A 23,766-nucleotide genomic window follows, 5' to 3' on the forward strand; every position below is an offset into this window, starting at 1 on the left:
CCGGTTTCCGGGCGCTGTCCGTAAAAACGGCCACGCGCGACCGGCTCTTGCGCTCCGGTCGCGCGCGGCCTGCAAAGGTTCGGCCCCAGCGCGGATAGGGGGGTCGAGCCGTGGCTGGTCTCGGCCGCGCCTCGGCGGCCGAGCGAACTAGTTGGCCGGGACCGCCTGCCCGCCCAAGGTGACCTGCACCGTGCGTCCGTCGGCGAGAGTGAAAGTCACCTGGTCGTTCGGGGCGCGCGTGCGGATCGCGGCGACGAGCGTGTTGGCGCTGTCGATGACGCGGTTGTCGATCTTGGTCACCACGTCGCCGGGCTTCAGGCCCGCCTTCTCCGCCGGGCTGCCCGGCGTGATGTCGCCGAGCTGGGCGCCGCCCTGGGGCGCGTCGGTGACCTTCGCGCCGATGAACGTCTGGGTCGCGTGGCCGGTCTTGATGATGTCCTGCGCGGTGCGGCGCGCCTGGTCGATCGGGATGGCGAAGCCGATGCCGACGTTGCCGCCCTCGCCGCCGCTGCCCTGGCCGCGGCCCGAATTCGGGCTGTAGATGGCCGAGTTGATCCCGATGACCTGGCCGCTCATGTTCGCCAGCGGACCGCCCGAGTTGCCCGGGTTGATCGCGGCGTCGGTCTGGATCGCGTCCATCACCGTGGTCTGGTCGGTCTCGTCGCCCCCTGCCTGCACCGGACGGTGCAGCGAGCTGACGATGCCCGAGGTGACGGTGCCGGTCAGCTCGTACGGCGAGCCGATGGCCACCACTTGCTGCCCGACCCGCAGGTCGTCGGACCGGCCCAGCTCGACGGGCGTGAGGTTGCTGACGCCGGACACCTTCACCACGGCGATGTCCGTGGTCGGGTCCCGGCCGACGACCTTCGCCGCGGCCTTCTTGCCGTCCTGGAACACGGCTTGGATCTGGCCGCCGTTCGCGGCGACCTGGACGACGTGGTTGTTGGTGAGGATGTAGCCGTCGCTGCTGAGCACGAAACCGGAGCCCTCGCCCGCCGCGGTCCGGCCGGACACCTGCAGCTCGACGACGCTCGGCGACAGCTTCTGCGCCACCGATTCGACCGAGCCGGCCGGCACGTTGCCGGTCTGCTGCGCGGGTTTCGGCGCGTCGAGCGCGCTCACCGACGAACCGGATCCGCCGGTGAGGTACCCGACGGTCCCGCCGGCCACGCCGCCGATCACGAGCGAGATGGCGGCGACGCTCGCGAGGAGCTTGCCCGCCGAACCCTTCTTCTCGCGCTGCGCGGGAACGCCGTACACCGAGGTTCCCGGTGCGCCGTAAGGGTTGGCCGGGGCACCGGCGGGCGGAGTGTGCGGCCCGCCGGGGTACTGGCTGCCGTACGGCTGACCCGCCGCGTGCTGCTGCTGAGCACCGGGGATCCCGCCGGTCTGGGGCGCGGTCGCGCCTTGAGCCGACCACGGATTCGGCGTGCCTCCAGCCGGAGCAGTCCCGTAGGCCGGGGCGGCGCCGTACTGCCCCGCAGGCGCTCCGTACGCGCCGGAAGCGTCGCCGCTCGCCGTGCCGGAGCCGGACGTCCCTGCCGAGCCCTCAGCGGCCGAACCGTACGCGGCGGTCGGACCAGTCGCGCTGGGAGCCGGCTGTCCCGCGTCGCCGCCGGTCGAGCCGGCGGAAGAGGGTTGGTCCGGCTGAGCCGGGGTCTGCTGCCAGGCCGCCTGGCCTTCGGCGCCCGGCTGGGCGCCCGGGTCCTGGCGACCCGCCGCGGAGTCGGGCACGTGGGGGTCGTTCTCGGTCATGTCCTCACCTAAGCGGCTGGGCCTGAGAGGTTCCTGAGTCGAACCTGTGTTTCGTAGATGAGTATGCCGCGAGTTCCGGTCAGCCCGCCGAGCGAAGCCGCTCCGCGATCTGTTCCGGGGTGGCGTCGTTGATCCATACCGCCATGCCCGACTCGGATCCGGCCAGGTACTTCAGCTTGTCCTTGGCCCGCAGCACGGAGAACAGCTCGAGATGCAGCCACGACAGCTCCCGGTCGCGGTGCACCGGCGCCTGGTGCCAGCCCGCGATGTAGGGCAGCGGCCGGTCGTACAACGCGTCGCATCGGCGCAGCACGTCGAGGTACACGCGGGAAAAGTCGTCGCGCTCGGCGTCGGCGAGCGACGGGAGATCCGGCATCTGCCGGTGCGGCACGATCTGGATGTGCACCGGCCAGCGCGCGGCAGGCGGCACGAACGCGGTCCAGTGCTCGCCGGTCGCGATCACCCGCTCGCCCGATTTCTGTTCCGCGGCCAGCACGTCGCCGAGCACCGATCCGCCGTGCTCGCGCGCGACCGCGAGCATCCGCTCGGTCTTCGGCGTGACGAACGGATAGCCGTAGATCTGGCCGTGCGGATGCGAGAGCGTGACGCCGATTTCCTCGCCGCGGTTCTCGAACGGGAAGACCTGCTCCACGCCGGGCGTCTGCGCGAGTGCGGCGGTGCGGTCGGCCCAGGCGTCCACCACGAGCCGCACCTGTTCCGGAGTCAGCCGGGAGAACGCGCCGTCGTGGTCGCTGGTGAAGCACACGACCTCGCAGCGGCCGAGGCCCGGCGCGGTCGGCACCAGACCGAACCCGTCCACAGTGGACGGTTCGCCGGTCGCCTGCTGCGAGAACGACGGGAAGCGGTTCTCGAACACGACCACGTCGTAGTCGGCTTCGGGGATTTCGCTCGGCTTGCCCGGACGGGTCGGGCAGAGCGGGCAGAGGTCCGCGGGCGGCTTGTACGTGCGCGTCTGGCGGTGCGCCGCCATCGCGACCCACTCGCCGGTCAGCGGGTCGCGGCGGATCTCCGAGGCGGCCGCGACCGCCGGCAGGTCCCGGGTGTCGGCCGCGAGCCGTTCGGCGGCGTCGGTGTGGTCGAAATAGATGATTTCCCGGCCGTCGGCCAGGTGCCGCACAGTGCGTTTCACGCTTCTTCTGCCTCGATGTTCTCCGCCGTTTCGGCGATCATGAGTTCTCCGACCCGCTCCGAGAGGGCCTCCCGCGCGCGGTCGTCCAGTCCGTCGTCGGTCACCACGACCTGGGCTTCTTCCAGGTCCGCGATCGTGGAAATGCCGACGGTGCCCCACTTCGTGTGGTCGGCGAGCACCACCAGCCGCCGCCCGGCCTCCACCAGCGCGCGGTCGGTCTCGCTTTCGGTGAGGTTCGGGGTGGTGAACCCGGGCCCCACCGCCATTCCGTGCACGCCGAGGAACACGAGGTCGAGGTGCAGCGTCCGCAGGCTCTGCACGGCGACCGGGCCGACCAGCGCGTCCGACGGGGTGCGCACCCCGCCGGTGAGGACCACCGTGCGGTCCGGCTGACCGGCGTTGCGCAGCACGTCGGCGACCTGGATCGAGTTGGTGACGATGGTGAGGCCCTCGATGCCGTCGAGCGCGTGCGCGAGCGTCCAGGTGGTAGTGCCCGCGGACAGGCCAATCGCGGTGCCCGGTTTGACGAGGGTGGCCGCGAGTTCGGCGATGGCTTCCTTCTGCGCGCGCTGGCGCACCGATTTCGCCTCGAAGCCGGGCTCGTCGGTGCTCTTGCCGACCAGCGACGTCGCGCCGCCGTAGACCTTCTCGACCAAGCCGCGGCCCGCGAGCACGTCGAGGTCGCGGCGGACCGTCATGTCGGAGACGCCGAGCCTCGCGACGAGGTCACTGACCCGGACCGCACCGGTCCGGCGTGCTTCCTCGAGGATCACCGCCTGTCGCTGCCGCGCGAGCACCGCCACTCCCCAAGCACACCCATCAACTGCACAAAATCCTACACGATTCAACATCAGGCGTGCGCGACGTGCAGATCCAGCGTCCCCCTGCCGGGCGACAGCCAAGCGTGGCGGGCAGTTCAGGCGACGGGCGCCCCCGGTAGCCGGATGGTGAGCAGAGCCCCGCCTTCCGGAGCCCGGTTGGCGTAAACCGTGCCGCCGTGCCGTTCCGCGGCGTGCTTCACGATCGCCAGCCCGAGGCCGGATCCGGGCAGCGTGCGCGCCTCCGACGAACGGTAGAAACGGTCGAACACCTTGGGCAGGTCTTCCTCGGCGATGCCCGGTCCGGAGTCCGCGACCTCGACCACCGCGGTGCCGTCGCCGAGCGGACGCAGCGTGACCCGCACCCGCGAGCCCTGCGGCGAGAACTTCACCGCGTTGTCGAGCAGGTTCAGCACCGCCCGTTCGAGCGAGCTGTTGTCGCCGGTGAGCACCCACGGCTGCAGCGCGACCTCGAACTCGATCTCGCCCGCCCGGCGGCGCGCCCGGTCGAGCGCGCGCTCGACGACGTCCATCAGGTCGACGCGCTCCGCCTGCTCGCGCGGTTCGTCCTGCCGCGCCAGCTCCACCAGGTCGCCGATGAGCTGGGTGAGCTCGTCGAGCTGGCCGCGGATGTCGGCCTCGATGTCGGCGCGGTCCTCGTCCGGCAGCGACGGCGCGCCGGGGCGGCTGGCCGACAGCAGCAGTTCGAGGTTGGTGCGCATGGAAGTCAGCGGGGTGCGCAGCTCGTGCCCGGCGTCGGCGACGAGCTGCCGCTGCCGTTCCTGCGAGTCCGCGACCGTGCCGAGCATGATGTTGAAGCTGTGCGTGAGCCGGGCGAGTTCGTCGTCGCCGCTCACCGGGATCGGACGCAGGTCGCCCGTCGCCGCCACCCGCTCGGCAGCCGACGTCAGCCGGTCGACCGGCCGCAACCCGGCGCGCGCGACCGCCGTGCCCGCGCCCGCGGCCACCACGATCCCGGCACCGCCGACCAGGAACAGCACCACGGACAACTGGTTCAGCGCCCGCATCGTCGGAGCCATCGACTGCGCCAGCACCATCGCCTGGTCCTGCCCGAGGGGCACCGCGACGACTCGCATGTTCGTGGCCGGGTCGGTGCGAATGGACTGATCTCGCGCACCGGTCGCGACGCTCATCTCGGCTGGCCCCGCAGGCGGCGGAGTCCCCGGCTTCGGGGACAACATGCTGCCCGTGATGCCACTGAGCTGGCCGATCTGCACATCGGCACTGGCCAGGAACGCGCCTGGCACGTCGCGCAGCTGAGACGAGGACACCGGCGGCGCATTCGCCGCGGCTTGCGCACGGGCGAGCAGGTTGTCGTCGAGCTGGGTGAGGAGGTTGTTGCGCACGACCAGGTACGCGCACAGGGACACGAGCGCCACCGCCCCCGCCACGCAGGCGGCGGCCAGCAGCGTGACCCGGCCGCGCAGTGAGAAGCGACGAGTGCTCCACCGGGTGCCCCGCGGATCGGGGACCTCCCCCTCCGGCGCGGCGTGCGCGCCCGCCGGGTGGTCGGTCACGGCGGGGTCTCGCGCAGGACGTACCCCACTCCCCGCACCGTGTGGATCAGCCTCGGTTCGCCCTCCGCCTCCGTCTTGCGGCGCAAATAGCCGACGTAGACCTCCAGCGCGTTGCCCGACGTCGGGAAGTCGTAACCCCATACTTCCTCCAGGATCCTTCCGCGGGTCAGCACGTGCTTGGGGTACGAGAGGAACAGCTCGAGCAGCGCGAACTCGGTGCGGGTGAGACTGATCTCGCGGCCGCCGCGGCGGACTTCGCGAGTGCCCGGGTCAAGTGTGAGGTCGGCGAACGACAGCACCTCGGACGTCTCGCCCTGCTGAGCGTCCGGCGCGGCGCGGCGCAGCAGGGCGCGCAACCGGGCGAGCAGCTCCTCCAGGGCGAACGGCTTGGGCAGATAGTCGTCGGCGCCGGCGTCGAGGCCGGAGACCCGGTCGGAGACGGTGTCGCGGGCGGTCAGCACGAGAATCGGCAGGTCGTCGCCGGTGCTGCGGAGCCGGCGGGCCACTTCGAGCCCGTCGAGGCGCGGCATCATCACGTCGAGAACCATCGCGTCCGGACGGTTGGCGAGGATCGTCTCCAATGCCTGCGCACCATCGCTCGCGAGCTCCACGGTGTAGCCGTTGAACTCCAAAGACCGCCTGAGCGATTCACGGACGGCACGGTCGTCGTCCACTACGAGGATGCGCATGCCGCCAGTCTTACGCAGAGTGCTGAGACCCGCCTAAGAACACACACAGAACACACAAAGAGACTCTCCCCGGAGTGCGACGCGTAGCAGGTGGCGGGGCGGCCGCGGCTCAGCGGAAACGGCTCGGGCAGCCGGAATCCGCGTACTCGGCGTCATCGGGATGAGCAGCGACGCGCGTCCAGCTCACGTCACAACGAGCGTTCCTCCGGCGGCCGCGCGACCGGAGCGTTCCAGTGCCGCCAGAGCGCGAGCACGCGGATCGCGACCACGACGACCGCGGAGACGGTCGTGACCGCGCCGGCCGGGAGGTTCAGCGCGTGCCCCGCCCAGACGCAGACCGCGCCGGTCAGCGCGGCCATCGCGTAGATCTCCTTGCGGAGCACGAGCGGGATCTCGCGCAGCAGCAGGTCGCGGAGCGCGCCGCCGCCGATGCCGCTGGTCATGCCGATCAGGCAGGCGGCGTATCCGGTCGCGCCCGCGTTGAGTGCCAGCGTCGTCCCGGCCGTCGCGAACACGCCGAGCCCGACCGCGTCCGCGAGCAGCACGGCGTGCCGCAGCCGGGCGACCTGCGGATGGAAGGCGAACACGATCAGCGCGGTCGCCGCGCAAACGGCCAGGTACGGCCAGTTGCGCAGGGACGTCGGCGGATGGATGCCGAGGAGCACGTCGCGGATGATGCCGCCGCCGAGCGCCGTGGTCAGGCCGACCACGACGACTCCGAACACGTCCAGCCGCGCCCGGACCGCGGCCAGCGCCCCGGACGCCGCGAACGCCACCAGCCCGAGGAATTCGAGCGCGGTCAGCAGCATGTGCTGGTTCTACTGGTCGAGAAGCCCGCCGCGGTAGGCCAAGAGCGCGGCCTGCACCCGGTTGGCCGCGCCGATCTTCGACAGCACCGCGGAGACGTATCCCTTGACGGTCGCCTCGGACAGGTGCAGCCGCCCGCCGATCTCGGCGTTCGACAGGCCTTGCCCGATCAGCGCGACGACCTCGCGTTCGCGTTCGGACAGCGAGGCCAGAAGCTTGCGCGCCGGCTGCGCGGCCCGCTGCTCGTCGCGATGGCTCTGCACCATGCGCACCGCCACGCCCGGGTCGAGGACGGCACCGCCCTTGGCCAGGTCGCGCACCGCCCGCAGCAGCGCCGCCGGGTCGATGTCCTTCAGCAGGAATCCGTTGGCGCCGAGCCGCAGCGCGAGGCTGACGTACTCGTCGATGTCGAAGGTGGTGAGCATGGCGACGGTGGGCGGGTCGGGAAGCGCGAGAATGGCCCGAAGCGCGCGAATGCCGTCGTCAGGGGCGCGCATCTTGATGTCGAGCAGCGCGACGTCGGGGTGATAGCGACGGGCGACCTCGACCGCCGATCTGCCGTCGCTCGCCTCGCCCACGATCTCGATGTCCGACGCCCCGGACATCATGGCGCGCAGCCCCGACCGAACTAGTTCCTCGTCGTCGGCGAACATGAGCTTGATCAACGAAGCCCTCCGGCAGACCGTGGGTTGGAGGCGGCTCCCCGCACCCGTTACGGAAGATTACCTACTGTTGTTCACGGTTTCGAAACCAGACACGACCAGGTGACGCGGCTGGTCCACCGGAGCGGCGGAGAACCCCAGCAGACCCGGTTGCTGGTCACCCACTTGAGTGACTTCTTCAGGTGGGCGCCGCCGAGTTGCGTAACCGATCCAGAACGAGCGGATGTTCATCGGCCGCACATCTCGGGGGTCGGGCGGTCCGGTCCCGAAACGGCTCAGCGGATGATCCGCGGCCCCTCGCTTGCGCCGAGCGAACCGTCTGGCGTCGCCGGAGCCAGCGACCCGGCCGTCCCCTGGAAAACCGGCCGCGGATGCCCCTCGCCCCTGATACGGTCGCGGCGATGTTCCAGTTCATCGTCCTCTTCAGCTGACGGTCCTGCGACCCGCCCCTCGCAGATCCAGCACCGGCCCGGGCGGGTCTGAGCGCGCCGTTTTTCGGCGCGGGAACCCGTCAGCCGCGCGCCTCGACCGCGCTGTGCACTGGAGAACGACGTGTCAACTGAACACCTTTCCTACTGGGCTGTGCTGCGCAAACCCGGCGTGGTGCGCTCTTTCCTGCCGAGCATCCTCGGCCGGTCGTCGCTGGCGATGTCCGGGCTCGCGCTCGTGTTCCTCCTCGAATCCGGCCGCGGATCGTTCGCCGCGGCCGGCGCCGTCACGGCAGTACTGGGGATCGCCAATGTCGTCGCGACCCCCTGGCGAGCGCGAGCCGTCGACCGGTTCGGCCAGACAGCCGTCCTGTCGGCGCTGGGCGCGGTCCACCCGATCGCCCTCCTCGGGTTCGCCGCGAATCCGAGTGCGCCGCTGCCTTTCTTGCTGTGCCTCGGCGCCGTCGCGGGGTTGTCGCTCCCGCCGTTCGGATCCACGATGCGCGTCGTGTGGTCGGCGGCGCTCGCCAGCGGACCGCTGCGCACTCGCGGATTGAGCCTGGACGCGGTTGCCGAGGAGGTGATTTTCGCGGTGGGGCCGTTGACTTCCGCGATCCTCACCGCGCTCGCGGATCCGACGCTCGCGCTCTACGTCTCGGCCGGTTTCGTCGCCGCGGGCAGTGGCCTTTTCGTCCTCAGCCCGCTGTCCCGGCAACAGCGAGGACACCGCGCGAAGACGACCACAGAAGCGCCGAAACCCTTGCGGTCGCCCGGATTTCTGCCCGTGGTGGTCGCCATCATGGCACCGGGAATCATCCTCGGCGCGGTCGAGATCGTGGCACCAGCCATTGGGGCGGCCGAGGGTTCCGCAGTTCTCCCGGGCGTCGTCTTGGCCTTGTTCGCAGGAGCCAGCGCGCTCGGCGGTTTGCTGTACGGCCGCTTGAATCTGCGCACATCGGTCGAACGACAACTGCTCGTTCTGGGCGCAACGCTGATCGGGATCAGCGCGGCCGCTGGACTCATCGGGTCGACACCAGTGCTTGTCGTCGGTATCGGACTGGCAGGTGGTTTCATCGCACCGCTGCTCATCGTCGGGTATCTCGCGGCTGACGCTCGCACTGATCCTCGCGTGCGGACCGAAGCGAGCAGTTGGATCAACACCGCCGTCAACCTCGGTGCCGCCGCCGGCTCGGGCCTGATGGGCGCGACTACGGAAACCACGGCACCCGGCACCGCGCTCGCGATCTGTACCGCAGCCGCCGCGTTCGTCCTGCTGCTCAGTGCATCACGACGTCGTCGCGCAGTGCCGTGAACATCTGCCCGGATCCGAGGACGAGTTCCCGGACTTCGCCCTATGCGGGAAAGCTAAACGGGACTGGGGTGTGGTGCTCCCAGATCCTCCGCGAAACCTCCTCCGGGTAGGGAACGGTCATCGACTCGACGTCCAGCACGCGGGTCAGCCGCTGCTCGGGAGAATAGGCGGCCCACCCCGGATCGCCGGTGGCTGCGAAGTTGACCCAGGCCTGTCGAAGCTCCTCGGACACCCGAAGCGTTGCGGCGTCAGGCGTCTCGCCGAACACCTGACGGCCGACCGGGCTGTCCAAAGTGCCGAAGGCGAGAGACACGTCGAGGCTGTGACACGCGCCCAGGCCGGGCGCGGGCAGGCACAGTTCGAAGAGATACGACCGACCGCCAGCCAAGGCGTTCGCTTCGGCCAACTGCTGGCTCGGCATTCGGAAAAGCGCGTCCGAGTAGACGATCTCCATCAGCTCCTCCGGGCCGGCTTCCGGGTAGCCGGCCCGGTAGCTGTCCGGCGATGGGGCGTAGAGAGCGAGCGCCCGTTGCGCGTCGTCGGCAGTGAATGTGCCGACTCGCCCAGCCATGACGGAGAACAACCGGAACTCGTCGCGGGTGTGGCCGACGAGAAGGTCGACGCCGTCCGCGAGCGCCGTCCAGGGCGTCTGTGGAAGGGAATCCTCGTCCAGAACCGGGCATACTCCGGTGCCGACTTGGGCCATCGGACCCCAGCGGTCGCGTTGGCCGGCCAGGCTGGCGTTGAAGGCGGTGAGTTTGTCGGCCAACTGCCACGGGTCGACGTTCCGGAGGTCTTCCCCGTTCGCGAGCGCCGCGGTGACCTGCTTCGCGAGCGAAGGACGGGCGAAGGCGCCGGGTACGGAATGGGCGATGGCGCGTTGGAACAAGCCTTGCGTCGTCACGAGCAAAGACGCGACCGATCCCGCTCCGGCTGATTGACCGGCGACGCACACTCGCGTGGGATCGCCGCCGAAGCGGGAGATATTGCGCTGCACCCATTCCAGTGCGGCGATCTGGTCGAGGAACCCGCGGTTGGCCGGAGCACCGTCGATAAGTGCGAAGCCTTCGACGCCGACCCGGTAGTTGACGCTCACCACGACCAGCCCGGCCGCGCACAGCAGGGTCGGATCGTAGGTCGGGTCGCTGCTCACCGAGATGACGTATCCGCCGCCTGGCAGCCAGACCAGCACCGGCAGGCCAACAGCGCCGGGGTCAGGCGTCGCGACGTTGAGGGTCAGCCAGTCCGTTTCGTGTGCCGACTCCATCTGGACTGGTCCGGATTGCGGTGGCAGCGGGCCAAATTCGGTCGCCTGTCGCGTGCCGCCCCAGGGCGGAACCGGGACGGGCGCGGCGAAGCGGAGATCGCCCACCGGTGGCTGGGCGTACGGGATTCCGCGAAACTCCGCCATCCCAGCTCGCCAGCGGCCCGCCACGGCCCCCTCGACCGTCCGGACCGCCGGCTGCGTCCTGTTGTCCATCCAAGACCCCCTCAGGTTTCAAGTCAAGTGTATTATGTCAGTTGTATTGGAACGGGGGCTAGCGTGCCGAAGAAGGTCGACCACCGCGAGCGACGGGAAGCGATCGCGCGCGCGTTGTGGCGCGTGGTGGCGCAGCAGGGCTGGAACCGGGCGACCATGCGCGAGGTCGCCCGCGAGGCCGACGCGTCCCTCGGCCAGGTGCAGCACTATTTCTCGACCCGGACCGCGATGCTCACGTTCGCGATGGAGTTCGCCGCGGAGCAAACGTCGCACCGGGTCGCCGAGGGCCTCGCCGACGTCACGCACCCGCGCGAAGTGTTGCGGGTGACGCTCACCGAGATGTTGCCGCTGCACCCGGACGCCCGCGCCACCAGCCGGATGAGCGCCGCGTACGTCCTCGAAGCACTGCACGACCCCGAACTGCACGCGAAGCTGCGCGACGACCTGCGCGAGAAGCGAGCACTAGTGGAACGCCTGATCCGGCAAGCCATCGCCGACGGGCACATCGACGCGGATCGGGACCCGGCCGTCGAGACGAATCTTGTCCTTGCGCTGACTGGATTAACGCCGCTGCTTGAGCTGGACGTGATCGAGTCCCGTGCTGCGCTTGCGGCGATCGATCAGTACTTGGATCGGCTTTTCGCTTAGCCCGCGTCGGTCAAGCAATGCTGAACGAGCGGACCGAACCGGCTGACCAGTTCGGCGACCGACGCTGACGCGAGCGGTTCGATCCGCACGACGTACCTCGCGACGGCGAGGCCCAAGAGCTGGACGTTGACCATGCCCGCCCGAAACTCGGCGTCCGGGGCGTCGAGCAGCTTCGCCAGCCGCCCGGTGATTTCCCGGTCGAGGTATTCGCGGAGCAGGGCGTCGGCTTGGTCGTCGGCGCGGCTGAGCATCGCGAGCGGGGTTCGGCCCGAGGCGTCCAGGTTCTCCACGAGCGTCCGGACGATGCGCTCGCCGAGACCGTCGAACCCGCCGGCGAAGACTTCCTCGAGAGCGGGCGGAACCTGGGCGGACATGTCGATCGCCGCGGCGAAAAGGCCCTGCTTGCTGCCGAAAAAGTAGAACACCATCCCGGGGTCGACCCCGGCCTCGCCCGCGACCGCGTTGCCCACGGTTGGTTGAGCTTGATGTCGATGTCGACATGTCCACCGCCGCTCATCGCAAGCCTGACCGAAAAGTCGACGTCGTGTTCATCATCGAGTTCGGCGATACCGGCCAGGTTCTGCCACATGCGGTGAACCTCGGCGGCGAACCGCTCGATGTCGCCATCGTCGAGCCAGGAATGGAGGGTCTTGCTGAAGCGCTCACGGCCAGCGCTGATGACGACCTCCTGGAACCCGCCGCGATGGGTAGCGACCTGAAGTGCGAGGGATAGGTCCACGTTCGCCAGGTCATCTCGGACGCTAACTCGCCTCGGCGCAAAACAAACCCTGGGTACCGCAACGCGCCGCGAACAGGTCTACACAACAACCCAGCATCCTGAGACAGTAGTCCAACTAGAGGATTGCTATTCCATGCGAAATCTGCCCCGCATCGATGACTGCCGACAAACGAATGTCCTGCAACGGAGAATAGTTTGGATTAGGAGCTTGAACTGCAGCCCCGCGCCTGCTTGCAGAAGCGCACGCCCGTCAACGGCCACGCCGGCCTATCGGTTGATGTCTTGTCGATGGGAATTACCGAGCTGCTGGTTCAGACTGACGCCAGAGACAACCGCTCGCTCCAGTTCGAGACTGATCCCGATTTGACGTGCGACCGTTTCTGTTGCGGCACAGCGCGTGCCGATCCAGCCGTCACCGAGCAGACCAGCGAACAAGGTGTTGTTCAGGCACCGCGACGTTGTCCCGTATTCAATTCTCCACCTCCGGCTTTGAGATTCTGGCAGTCAGCGAGCAAGGTCTCGACATGGCCCCGGGAGAGGTACATGCCGGACACAAGGTCTTTTGTCTCCGGCTCGAAGGGAACGGGGTCGCAGAATTTGGAGAAGTTCGCTGATTGTATGAGCTGGATGTCCGCAGGCCGGTTCTTGATGGAGCACGCTTTGTGAATCTCGCGCATGCGGGCCAGCTCGCTTGCGAAGGTCTTTGCCGTTCGAGCGTTCGGCCGTTCCGTAGTATATGCGCAGTTCACGACCCCCTCGACTGTGCCGTCTCGCGGTCCAGTCGATCGCCTGCCCTTCTGGCCAGCCGGGCAGATGCATGAAGTCATTCCAGATTAGGTCGTCCTCGTGGGCACCGCATCACCTGGGATTTCGTGGTAAAAGCCATGCGACGACGTGGAGGTGGGCCAGTCCCTGATGGGTGCGCGGTCCATCCCGAAAGCGGTCAGCAGAACGTTGCTCGCGTCCCGCTGCCCTGGGAAGCTCCCGACTGCATCACCCGCCGGTACAGGTACTGCCACTCTGGCCTGGAGCTCCATCAACCGCGGCGCGAGGGCGAGGAATTCCCGCACGAGAGCGTCGATGAAGCGACGGCCCCGGGCGAGTGCAAGCGGACCGTGTGCACGCACAGCACCGGCATCGTTCTTGAAGCGGCTCTCGATGCCGTCAAGAGGAGCTTGGATCGGCAGCGCTGAGAAGTCCTCGACCTCGACACGACGCTCATACGAGGTCGCTCTCCGACCGGCGATCACAATGCCCAAATCGACGAGCTGATCCTGCATGCCATCGCCACACGATCGACGAAGACCACGAGGTAGCGACGCCTGAGCTGCCAGTCTTTGGATGAGGGCTCCGGGCATGCGAAGACCGGCTGATCGACCACACGCAAGGACTCGCCGAGCAGTGAACGCACAGCTTGGGTAAGTCGGAGCACGGCGACACGGAGATCCATCCGCCCCATCTTGGCAGGCCGCCGCCCTGCGGGCATTCAGGTCGGCACGATCGCCGGTAAGTCCCAGCGATCGGACCGCTAGGAAACCATTCCAGTGAAGCTGGCCTTAAGCCGCCACTGAGTGAGCACCGCGAAGCAGCGGATTGAAGAGAGGGCCTGCCGACATGTCTTGGGCGAAGGCCCGTGGTCGTGACAGGATCGGCTCGCTGTCGCTGTCCTAGCACCTTTGGTTCACTGAACTGCTCGACGACGATAACTTCCGTACCAAGGTCGAAGACCATGATCATAGGAAGCAAGGCAGTGACTCTGCGTAAGGCTCCGGCACTGACTCGCCCCATTTACTTCCGAGTCGGAATTCTTCCTCAGTCTACGGTGCATATCAAGCAGGACTTGTACACCCAGCCAAACCGGTACAGGAACATAAACTTACTGGTCAGCGACCTGCCTGCCGCCCTGAAGACTCCTCACGCCAGGGTTCCGCGCGAGCGAAGCGGGTCTAGTCGATGACCCTCGCGTCGTGTAGCTCGTCAAGGCAAGTGGGCCATCGGCGGTCCACTTGTCGCGAACACAAGGTCTTGTCGGGACCGTGGGGGTTCCATCGCAAAGCTCCTCCGCCCACCTAGCTGCAGACTCAGGCTTCGTATCACCGACACCGAGAGCTAGACCACTGCAAACTTGGTTCGCGATCTGCGGCGAAAGCAACATCCAGGTCCTGCCGGGCTAGCTACCCGCCAGTTGTCGGGACACTGGGCAACCTCGAGTGGCTCCCTTGAGGACGAGTGGGCCGGGCGCATGTAGCGCGTGGATCCCACCCTGAAGTCGCAGCTCGAGGAGTGGCGATGGTCACCTGCGCTGGGTCGTGATGACGCGGGTTCTGCACGCAACCACTTCTACCACGCCACCTCATGCATCCCGAAATCCGTAGCCACCGGAGCCAACGTCACGCCAGACCGCACACACGTGCAATCCGCACCGCAACATCACGAAATTCACGAGTATCCGGCTCGAGCACAACGATATTCTTCCAGACCACCAGGTCGGCAAGCCAACTCAGGTGTCACACAACCATGATGCAGCAGGCCCGCCCTGTTGATGTTCACCCAGGTCATGCCGATCCGTCACGCGGGAGTCTCACCGAGCGTAGCGTCAGCGTGCACGTCTCGCCCAGCAACCGGCCTAGCTAAGCCGGCGTCCGGTCAGCTAGATACCGCTCAGCGGGTCGGGCGACACGTACTGACCGGCCCCGAGGTCGCCGCCTACGGTCGGTGAGATCGGTTCTCATTTGACTAGAGTCGCCTGACCAGTTTGACTAGCGTCGCCTGACCAGGTGATCACAAGGGCTGCCAATGAAGATCATCGACAACGTCAACGATAAGCTCGGCGACGATCTCAAGATTGAGATCACGCCGAGCTCCAAGGTGCGCATCGCGGCCTCGACGTTCTCGATCTTCGCGTTCGAAGCTCTCCGCAAGGAGCTGAAGAAGATCAGCGAGCTGGAGTTCATCTTCACCTCGCCATCGTTCGTGACAGCCAAAGCCACTGACAAGCTTCGCAAGGAGCGCCGGCAGTTCTTCATCCCGCCGGCGGCTCGGGCTGAGTCCAGCTTGCACGGCTCCGAGTTCGAGGTTCGTCTGCGCAACAGGCTCACGCAACGGGCGATCGCCAAGGAGTGCGCGGAGTGGGTCCGGCGCAAGGTCACGTTCCGATCGAACTCCACAGGCAACCCGATGCAGCAGTTCGCGGTAGTCGACGACAGGGCGGCATACATGCCGCTGCAAGGGTTCACGACCGCGGATCTGGGTTACGAACGCGGCAACGCGGTGTCCAACATGGTACATCGTATCGACGACACCCCGATGGCGACGCAGTACGTCCAGCTCTTCGATCAGATATGGAACAACCCAGAGCAGCTCGACGACGTCACGGAGGCGGTATATGACCACATCGCGAGTGTGTATGCCGAGAATTCCCCGGCCCGAATCTACTTCCTGATCCTCTACAACATCTTCAACGAGTTCCTCGAAGATATCAGCGAGGACGTGCTACCAAACGACCGCACCGGCTACCAGCGCACGCAGATCTGGCAGAGCCTTTATAACTTCCAGCGCGACGCCGCTACCGGGATCATCAACAAGCTGGAGACCTACAACGGTTGCATTCTCGCGGACAGTGTCGGCCTCGGTAAGACCTTCACCGCTCTAGCGGTGATCAAATACTACGAGCTTCGCAACAAGTCAGTGCTGGTGCTCGCACCCAAGAAGCTGGCCGAGAACTGGACCAACTACAATGCAAATCTCACCACCAACATTTTCGCGCGTGACCGATTCAACTACGACGTTCTGGCACACACCGACTTGTCGCGAACGCGAGGTGAGTCGATGGGACTGCGGCTCGACCGGGTGAACTGGGGAAATTATGACTTAGTCGTGATCGACGAGTCGCACAACTTCCGCAATGCCGACTATGCGGAAGAGAAAGAGTCACGTTACCAGCGGTTGATGCGGCAGGTAATCCGCGATGGGGTAAAGACGAAACTCCTGATGCTGTCTGCGACTCCGGTGAACAACCGGTTCAATGACCTCAAGAACCAACTGCAGCTCGCCTACGAGGGCGAGTCGGAGAACCTTGCCCAACACCTGAATATCTCTACGACGGTCGAGAAGGTGTTCAGCGATGCCCAGCGGGTTTTCAACGAGTGGTCCAAGCTCGCACCGGACGACAGGACCACGGACCAGATCCTCAAGATGCTCGACTTCGACTTCTTCGAGTTGCTCGACTCAGTCACGATCGCCCGTTCCCGCAAACACATTCAGGCGTTCTACGACACCTCCGAGGTCGGAGCCTTCCCGAAGCGACTGCCACCGGTTTCGGTCCGCGAACCGCTGTCTGACCTGGCCGATGTGCCAACGTTCAACGAGATCTTCGAGCAACTGCAGGTGCTGACGCTGGCGGTTTACACGCCCTTGGCCTATGTGTTTCCGAGCCGGATCGGCAAGTACGAAGATCTCTACAACGTGACGAGCGGGACAGCCCGGTCCAACCTGGGCCAGCGGGGCCGTGAACATGGGCTCAAGAAGCTCATGACGGTCAACCTGCTCAAGCGTCTGGAAAGCTCCGTCGAAGCGTTCCGGCGCACGCTCACCAAGATTGAGGGTGCGGTCGACAGCACCCTCGGCCGCCTATCATCCCATGCCGGCACGCTGTCCGACCTGGGTATCGACTTCGATGAGGTCGATGTCGACGACGACTCCGCTGACGTCGAAGTTCTGTCGTACGGGGAGAAGATCAGGATCGATCTCGAAGACCTGGACATCGAGTCGTGGCAGCGTGACCTGTGGAACGACCGCGAAACGCTGCGTGAGTTGCTCGACGAGATGCACAAGATCACGCCGGCACGGGATGTGAAGCTGCAGACGTTGAAACGCATCGTCGAGGAGAAGGTGGCGAACCCGATCAACGACGGCAACCGGAAGGCTCTGGTCTTTTCTGCCTTCGCCGACACAGCCGAGTACCTCTACCGGGAACTCGCCCCGGTCTTCGCATTCAATGGCTTGGAAACCGCGATGATCAAAGGTGGCGACCATGCGGCGAAGACCACCCTCGGCACCGGCTACGACTTTCAGCAGATTCTGACGTTGTTTTCACCACGGTCGAAGCAGCGACATCTGACGATGCCTAGCGCGACCGATGAACTGGACGTGCTAATCGGCACTGACGTGATCAGCGAAGGCCAGAACCTGCAAGACTGCGACTTCCTGGTCAACTACGACATTCATTGGAACCCGGTCCGAATAGTGCAGCGGTTCGGACGGGTCGACCGCATCGGATCGGCCAACGTGAAGATCCAGTTGGTGAACTTCTGGCCGGACATCTCGCTGGACGAGTACATCAACCTCAAGGAGCGCGTCGAGAACCGCATGGTAATCGCAGATCTTGCTGGGGTTGGCGACGACAACATTCTCGACCCGGCCAGCGCCGACGCTGCCTACCGCAAGGAACAGCTGCGCAAGCTTCAAGATGAAGTGATCGAACTCGAAGACGTTCGCGCTGGCGTCTCCATCACCGACCTAGGTCTCAACGATTTCCGCATGGACCTACTTGGCTACCTCAACGAGTACGGCGATCTGGCCACTGCACCCAAGGGCCTCCATGCGGTTGTGCCCGCCGACGCTGCCAAGGGCCTTCGCCCTGGCGTGATTTTCGCGCTGCGCAACATCAACGCCGATGAGAGCATCAATCGCGGAAACAGGCTCCACCCTTACTACCTCGTCTACCTCGACGACAACGGCGATATCATCGCCGACCATACCGAGGTCAAGCATCTACTCGACCTCGTTCGAACCGGCTGCCGCCCCCACGACGACCCAGTCGTCGAGGTCACTCGCATCTTTAACTCCGCAACCCGCGAGGGTGCCAACATGAGCAAGTATTCCGGACTGCTCACCTCCGCCATCCGCTCGATGATCGATGTCACCGACGAACGCGACATCGACAGCCTGTTCACCGAAGGCTCGACGACCGCCCTCACTCAAGCGATCGCCGGCCTCGACGACTTCGAGCTGATTGCCTTCCTCGCGGTGATCGACCCATCGCAGGCGAACGCATGACCGCCGGGTTGTACCAATGGCCGCCAGCCACCAGATACGGAAAAGTGGTGCCGAAGACGAAGCTCTACGAGCACGGCAAGTTTAGGACCGCACTGCGGGAGCAACTGGTCGCCGAGGTGGAGCGCGTCGTATGGGCGTACAAGCTTGCGGAGGATCGCATCAACTTGCCTGGCACGGCTGCGGTGCCGGAGATCCAGGTGTTCCGGATCGATGCGAAGATCGACGACGTCAGTGATGCTGTACTCGCCGCAGTCGACACCGCCGTGCGCACGCCCATCGTCTTCGAGATCAATCGCGACGAGAGCAACGAGCGCAGCATCAGGATGGTCGCCGCATACAAGCAACTCGGCAAGACTCCCAAACTCGGTCCGTACTACAGCACTGATTGGCATCCGGCCGACGCCGAGCGGATGCCTATACCGACTGCGATCGACCTCGCCGGCCTCTACACGGCACTGTTGCAACCCCTGACGTCGGTAGTGGAACGGCCAGGTGAAACGATCTCTAGCCTCATCGCGAGAGCAGGGACAGTGCGCTCTCTCCAGAGAGAGGTCGCCACCCTGGATCGGAAGCTCCGCACAGAGCCGCAGTTCAACCGCAAAGTCGAGTTGCGTCGCGAACTGAAGAAGAAGCAAGCCACGCTCGTGGACCTCACGAGCCCGACCGCCAGCCCAGCACAGGGCACGAAGGACTGAGCACCACGGTGGAGAAACTGCGTATGACGTCCCCCGACCTCACGGCTGCCAACATCGACAAGCTCGCCGAGCTGTTCCCCAACGTCGTCACGGAGACCCTCGACGCGGACGGCAATCCCGCGAGGGCGATCGACTTCGACCTGTTGCGTCAGGAGCTGTCCGACCACGTCGTCGATGGGCCGCAGGAGCGCTACCATCTGAACTGGCCCGGCAAGCGTGCGGCGGCCTTCGCCGCCAACGCGCCGATCGCGAAAACGCTCCGCCCAGTCCGCGAGGAGTCGGTCGACTTCGATACCACCAAGAACCTTTTCATCGAAGGTGACAACCTCGATGCACTGAAACTACTCCAAGAGTCTTATCTTGGCAAAGTCAACCTGATCTATATCGACCCACCCTATAACACCGGCAACGACTTCATCTACAATGACGATTTTGCGCAGAAGACCGCGGAGTACCTCGAAAAGTCAGGCCAGTCAGACGAAAACGGCACACGACTCATAGCCAACACCGACACAAACGGTCGTTTTCACTCCGACTGGCTCAGCATGATGTACCCGCGATTAAAACTGGCGCGAAATCTATTGTCGCAGAACGGATTCATCTGCATCTCCATCGATGACGGTGAAGCCGCACCGCTGAAGGCGATTCTAGATGAAGTATTTGGAAGAAAAAACTTCATTGCTACTATCGTGTGGCAAAAGCGCTACGTAGCGAATGTTACAGCGAAATACATCTCCGATATGCATGACTTCGTCCACGTTTACGCGCGCGACGCATTGCAAGCCAGCGTCCAGAAGTGGGCGTTATCCGACGACCAGCTGTCTGCCTACCGAAATCCCGACAGTGACACACGAGGCCCTTGGCGAGCGCAGGATTTATCTGCGAGCAAACCTTACCAAGCCGGCTTGTTTACAATTACAAAGAACGGTCGGTCATTCAATCCTCCACCAAACAGGTACTGGCGCTGCAATGAGGCTCAATTCCTCGAATGGGACGCCGATGGGCGCATCTGGTGGGGAGTTGATGGCACAGCTAGACCCATGCTGAAGTCATTCCTCAACGAGAAGGATGCGACCACAACACCTCATACATGGTGGGAATACGAATTCGCTGGCCACAACAAAGAAGCAACCCTTGAAATGAAGGAACTCTTTGGTGGGGCATCTCCCTTCGATACACCAAAGCCAGTACGTCTAATGTCTCGCATAATTGAGGCCTTCGGCGGGCGTGACGGCATAGTCATGGACTTCTTCGCAGGATCCTCAACGTTCGCCCACGCTACCCTCAAGTCTAACGCAGAGAATGGGACCAATCTAAGCTACATTCAAGTCCAAGTACCCGAAGGCCGAAAGATTAGCGACGGTAGTCAGCTGTCCGAGTTTTCAAATATTTCACAACTTTCCCGCGAACGGATTCGTCGCGCCGGACGGAAGTTGCTCGAAGAATCTGGCAAAATCGATGTCGGGTTCCGAACCTTGAAGGTCGACACTACTAATATGGCGGATGTGCTACGTACGCCAGATGAAACAGATCAGCAAGCTCTCGCTGGATTGGAAGCCAGTGTGAAGCCTGGACGGACCGGCGAGGATCTGCTGTTCCAGGTATTGCTGGACTGGGGACTGGAACTGACTATGCCGATCAGCGTCGAGAAGATCGAAGGACGCGAGGTGTTTGCCGTCGAGAACGATGCACTTATTGCCTGCTTCAACGACGATGTGAGCCCCGAACTCGTTCGGGGCATCGCGAAACGAGAGCCCCTGCGCGCCGTGTTCCGCGACTCCGCGTTCCTGTCCGACGATGCCCGGATCAACGCTGAGCAGATCTTCCGTGAGATCTCGCCATCAACCGATGTGAAGGCGATCTGACGACCGATGAAGCTGCAATTCAAGGTTCAGCAGCACCAGACCGAAGCGGTTGACGCCGTCGTCGACGTGTTCGCCGGCCAACCGAAGCACGACGGCGTCTCGTACCGCATCGACCCGGGCAAGCGGAAGCCGGCTGATGGCCCGACGCTGTGGGAGCCGGAGCCGACATCCGACTCGGGCCTGCGCAACGCCGAGATCGAGTTGAGTCCGAACCAATTGCTGGACAACGTCCACACCGTTCAAGGTTTGCGGAACCTTGACCTCTCAACAGAGTTGAAGGACAGCAAGGCCGCTCCGGGTGCGCCGAACCTAGACGTCGAGATGGAGACGGGTACAGGAAAGACCTACGTCTATATAAAGACGATCATGGAGTTGAATAAGCGGTACGGTTGGAGCAAGTTCATCATCGTCGTGCCGTCGGTGGCGATCCGCGAGGGTGTGAAGAAGTCGTTCGAAATCACGGCCGAGCACTTCCATCAAACGTACGGCACCGCCCCGCGTTCATTTATATACAACTCGTCCCGGCTGCATGAGATCGAAGCTTTCAGCGCGAACGCTGGCGTGCAAGTGATGATCATCAATATTCAGGCGTTCAACTCGACCAGCAAGGACAACCGCCGGATTTACGACGTGCTGGACGACTTCCAGTCGCGGCGCCCCATAGACGTCATCAGGGCGAACCGGCCGATCGTGATCATCGACGAGCCGCAGAAGATCGGTGCGGCAAAATCGCTTGAGGCACTGTCGCGGTTTGACGCATTGATGGTGTTGCGGTACTCCGCGACGCACCGAGTCGAGCACACGAAGGTACATCGGCTCGACGCCCTGGACGCCTACAACCAGAAGCTAGTCAAGAAGATCTCGGTGCGCGGCATTACCGTAAAGGGCCTCGCCGGGTCCACCGCATACCTGTATCTGGACCGGATCGAAATCGCCAAGGGAGCGCTGCCGCGGGCACGGATGGAGATCGAAGTTCAGACCAAGGGCGGCCTGATCAAGCGACAGCTGAAGCTCCTCGAAAAAGGTGCGAACCTGCACATCGAGTCGGGAGGGCTTGAGGCATACAGGAACCTGTTCATCACGGACATCGACGCGACCCGCGACGTGGTTGAGCTGAGCAACGGCGATGTCGTTTTTACTGGGCAGCTTGCCGATCGTGACGTCACCCAGGAGACCAAGCGTCGGATCCAGATCCGTGGCGTGATCGACGCGCACATCGACAAGGAGCGGGAACTCTTCAGCAAGGGCATCAAGGTGCTGTCGCTGTTCTTCATCGACGAGGTCGCGAAGTACCGCGACTACAGCCGCGCCGACACCCTAGGGGATTACGCGCGTATCTTTGAAGAAGAATACTCCGCGGCCGTCGAGAACGTGCTTGGTGAACTGGCGCTCGACCCGGCAACGACTGCGTATCAGGATTACTTGCGACGCGACAAGATCTGCAGTGTCCATCAAGGCTATTTCTCGATCGACAAGAAGTCCAAGCAGGAGATCGACGGCCCGGTACACCGGACAGGTGACGAAAAGGGCCAGTCGAAGGACGTCGAAGCATACGACCTGATCCTGAAGGACAAGGAACGCCTCCTGTCGCTTGCCGAGCCCGTGCGGTTTATCTTTTCCCATTCCGCCTTGCGGGAGGGATGGGACAACCCGAATGTGTTCGTCATGGGGATGCTCAAAAAGAGCGACAACACTATCTCCCGCCGCCAGGAGATCGGCCGCGGGCTGCGTCTCGCTGTCAACCAGCATGGTGAGCGGATGGACGACTCAACGACGGTGCACGACATTAACCAGCTCACCGTTGTCACTGACGAAGCGTATACCGACTTTGTCGCGGGGTTGCAGAAGGAGATCCTCGAGTCGCTGGCGGCGCGCCCGCGCAAGGCCAGCGTCAAGTACTTCACCGGCAAGACCATCCATACCGAGTCCGGTGAACGCAGACTGGAGGAGACCGTCGCGCAGGCCCTTTACCGGTACCTGATCAAGAACGACTACCTCAACGAGGACGACACGGTCTCCGACGTATACAAGGCGGCTAGGGAAGCCGGCACTCTCGTGGAACCAACGTCGGAGATCCTGAAACCGGTGATTGACGTCTGCTGGCCGCTGGTCGATGCGCTCTACATCGAGATGCCGCCACTGGGCGACGATCGCAAGCCGAAGAAGATCCCTCTGAACGAAGCGAACTTCTCCAAGAACGAGTTCCAAGAGCTCTGGCGGCGGATCAACCACAAAGCGGTCTACCAGGTCAAGTTCGACTCCGCGGAGCTGATCAGCAAATGCGTCCTCGCGCTCGACAAGCAACTCAACGTGGCCGCGATGCAGTACGTCATCCACACAGGAGAACAACGCGACTCACTGGATGCTGACGACCTAGCCAGCGGCAGCGGGTTCAGCATAGCAAGCAGCACCACACACATCGAGACAGTCTCGGCCGGTTCACAAGTTAGATACGACTTGCTTGGTGAAATCACGGAGAAGACTCAGCTCACGAGACGAACAGTTGCAGCGATTCTGAGTAAGGTCACTCCGGTAACGTTCGCCAAGTTCCGGCTGAACCCGGAGCACTTCATCACCGAGTCCGCACGGATCATCAACGAGCAGAAGGCGACGGTTATCGTCGAGCACCTGGCGTACGACACGGTCGACGACCGTTTCGACACGTCTATCTTCACGGAGAACCAGACCAAGCAGGACCTCACGAACGCCGACAAGCTCAACAAGCACATCTACGACTACGTCGTCACCGACTCTAAAGTCGAGCGTTCGTTTGTTGCCGAACTCGACACGAGCAAGGAAGTCGCGGTCTACGCGAAGCTGCCGCGAGGCTTCTTCATCCCGACCCCAGTGGGAAATTACAACCCCGACTGGGCCATCGCCTTCACCGAAGGCAGTGTCAAACACGTCTACTTCGTCGCCGAAACCAAGGGGTCCATGTCAACGCTCCAACTACGAGGCGTTGAAGAAGCCAAGATCGAGTGCGCCCGCAAGTTCTTCGAAAGACTCAACAGGACCGACGACAACGTCGAATATCACACAGTTAAGGATTACGCTGAACTCATGCAGTTGGTGACGGCATAAGCGCCTCTGGGCGAGCTCGACAGGGTTCATGGGCTACGGCGT

General features: G+C 64.4%; 17 protein-coding genes. 7 read left to right on the plus strand and 10 right to left on the minus strand.

The genetic code is table 11. The features are described 5' to 3' along the window. Positions 1-147 precede the first annotated feature (147 nt). From CU254_RS34225 to CU254_RS34255, 7 genes are all read right to left on the minus strand, one after another. Positions 148-1,755, minus strand: coding sequence for a trypsin-like peptidase domain-containing protein (locus CU254_RS34225; RefSeq protein WP_009083585.1), 1,608 nt, complete (start codon positions 1,753-1,755; stop codon positions 148-150). A 79-nt stretch (positions 1,756-1,834) separates the two neighbouring features. Continuing rightward, complete coding sequence (gene galT, locus CU254_RS34230; protein WP_009083586.1) at positions 1,835-2,905, minus strand: galactose-1-phosphate uridylyltransferase; 1,071 nt, start codon at positions 2,903-2,905, stop codon at positions 1,835-1,837. Beyond that, positions 2,902-3,702, minus strand: coding sequence for a DeoR/GlpR family DNA-binding transcription regulator (locus tag CU254_RS34235; RefSeq protein ID WP_086025017.1), 801 nt, complete (start codon positions 3,700-3,702; stop codon positions 2,902-2,904). The genes galT and CU254_RS34235 overlap by 4 nt, the downstream gene beginning before the upstream one ends. Positions 3,703-3,821: 119 nt before the next feature. Continuing rightward, positions 3,822-5,261, minus strand: a complete 1,440-nt coding sequence (locus CU254_RS34240; protein WP_009083590.1) for a cell wall metabolism sensor histidine kinase WalK — start codon at positions 5,259-5,261, stop codon at positions 3,822-3,824. Continuing rightward, positions 5,258-5,950: a response regulator transcription factor gene (locus tag CU254_RS34245; protein WP_009083592.1), complete on the minus strand. Its 693-nt coding sequence runs from the start codon at positions 5,948-5,950 to the stop codon at positions 5,258-5,260. The genes CU254_RS34240 and CU254_RS34245 overlap by 4 nt, the downstream gene beginning before the upstream one ends. A gap of 188 nt (positions 5,951-6,138) precedes the next feature. Then, the gene (locus CU254_RS34250; protein ID WP_009083593.1) at positions 6,139-6,759 is read right to left on the minus strand and encodes a trimeric intracellular cation channel family protein; all 621 of its coding nucleotides are present in this window, start codon (positions 6,757-6,759) and stop codon (positions 6,139-6,141) included. A 9-nt stretch (positions 6,760-6,768) separates the two neighbouring features. Continuing rightward, positions 6,769-7,422 carry a response regulator transcription factor gene (locus CU254_RS34255; protein ID WP_009083595.1) on the minus strand — a complete coding sequence of 218 codons (654 nt, stop codon included), beginning with the start codon at positions 7,420-7,422 and terminating at the stop codon, positions 6,769-6,771. A 549-nt stretch (positions 7,423-7,971) separates the two neighbouring features. Here CU254_RS34255 and CU254_RS34260 point away from each other — a divergent pair. Further along, complete coding sequence (locus CU254_RS34260; protein WP_158688125.1) at positions 7,972-9,159, plus strand: MFS transporter; 1,188 nt, start codon at positions 7,972-7,974, stop codon at positions 9,157-9,159. Positions 9,160-9,199: 40 nt separating this feature from the next. Here CU254_RS34260 and CU254_RS34265 read toward each other — a convergent pair whose 3' ends face one another. Further along, on the minus strand, positions 9,200-10,639 hold the full coding sequence (locus CU254_RS34265) for a carboxylesterase/lipase family protein (protein ID WP_009083598.1): 1,440 nt from the start codon (positions 10,637-10,639) through the stop codon (positions 9,200-9,202). A 63-nt stretch (positions 10,640-10,702) separates the two neighbouring features. Here CU254_RS34265 and CU254_RS34270 point away from each other — a divergent pair, with 63 nt between their 5' ends. Further along, a complete protein-coding gene (locus CU254_RS34270; protein WP_009083600.1) occupies positions 10,703-11,287 on the plus strand; it encodes a TetR/AcrR family transcriptional regulator in 585 nt (194 codons plus the stop codon). Here CU254_RS34270 and CU254_RS34275 read toward each other — a convergent pair. Next, a complete protein-coding gene (locus CU254_RS34275; RefSeq protein ID WP_009083602.1) occupies positions 11,284-11,757 on the minus strand; it encodes a TetR family transcriptional regulator in 474 nt (157 codons plus the stop codon). The genes CU254_RS34270 and CU254_RS34275 overlap by 4 nt on opposite strands. 29 nt (positions 11,758-11,786) lie before the next feature. Between CU254_RS34275 and CU254_RS34280 the strand changes: the two genes are divergently transcribed. Beyond that, a complete protein-coding gene (locus tag CU254_RS34280; RefSeq protein WP_037715731.1) occupies positions 11,787-12,020 on the plus strand; it encodes a hypothetical protein in 234 nt (77 codons plus the stop codon). An 839-nt stretch (positions 12,021-12,859) separates the two neighbouring features. Here the strand turns inward: CU254_RS34280 and CU254_RS34285 are convergent. Beyond that, on the minus strand, positions 12,860-13,306 hold the full coding sequence (locus CU254_RS34285; RefSeq protein WP_009083613.1) for a hypothetical protein: 447 nt from the start codon (positions 13,304-13,306) through the stop codon (positions 12,860-12,862). A gap of 1,516 nt (positions 13,307-14,822) precedes the next feature. Between CU254_RS34285 and CU254_RS34290 the strand changes: the two genes are divergently transcribed. Genes CU254_RS34290 through CU254_RS34305 form a run of 4 tightly spaced genes read left to right on the plus strand, consistent with a single transcriptional unit; the run spans position 14,823 to position 23,724 of the window. Further along, the gene (locus tag CU254_RS34290; RefSeq protein WP_009083615.1) at positions 14,823-18,083 is read left to right on the plus strand and encodes a helicase-related protein; all 3,261 of its coding nucleotides are present in this window, start codon (positions 14,823-14,825) and stop codon (positions 18,081-18,083) included. Continuing rightward, on the plus strand, positions 18,080-18,778 hold the full coding sequence (locus CU254_RS34295; RefSeq protein WP_009083617.1) for a DUF4391 domain-containing protein: 699 nt from the start codon (positions 18,080-18,082) through the stop codon (positions 18,776-18,778). Before CU254_RS34290 ends, CU254_RS34295 begins: the two co-directional genes overlap by 4 nt. Positions 18,779-18,786: 8 nt before the next feature. Continuing rightward, entirely contained in the window at positions 18,787-20,643 is a 1,857-nt protein-coding gene (locus CU254_RS34300; RefSeq protein ID WP_037715733.1) for a site-specific DNA-methyltransferase, read from the plus strand. A 6-nt stretch (positions 20,644-20,649) separates the two neighbouring features. Further along, entirely contained in the window at positions 20,650-23,724 is a 3,075-nt protein-coding gene (locus CU254_RS34305) for a type III restriction-modification system endonuclease (RefSeq protein WP_009083629.1), read from the plus strand. Positions 23,725-23,766: the final 42 nt, after the last annotated feature.

The organism is Amycolatopsis sp. AA4, from assembly GCF_002796545.1.
GTDB lineage: Bacteria > Actinomycetota > Actinomycetes > Mycobacteriales > Pseudonocardiaceae > Amycolatopsis.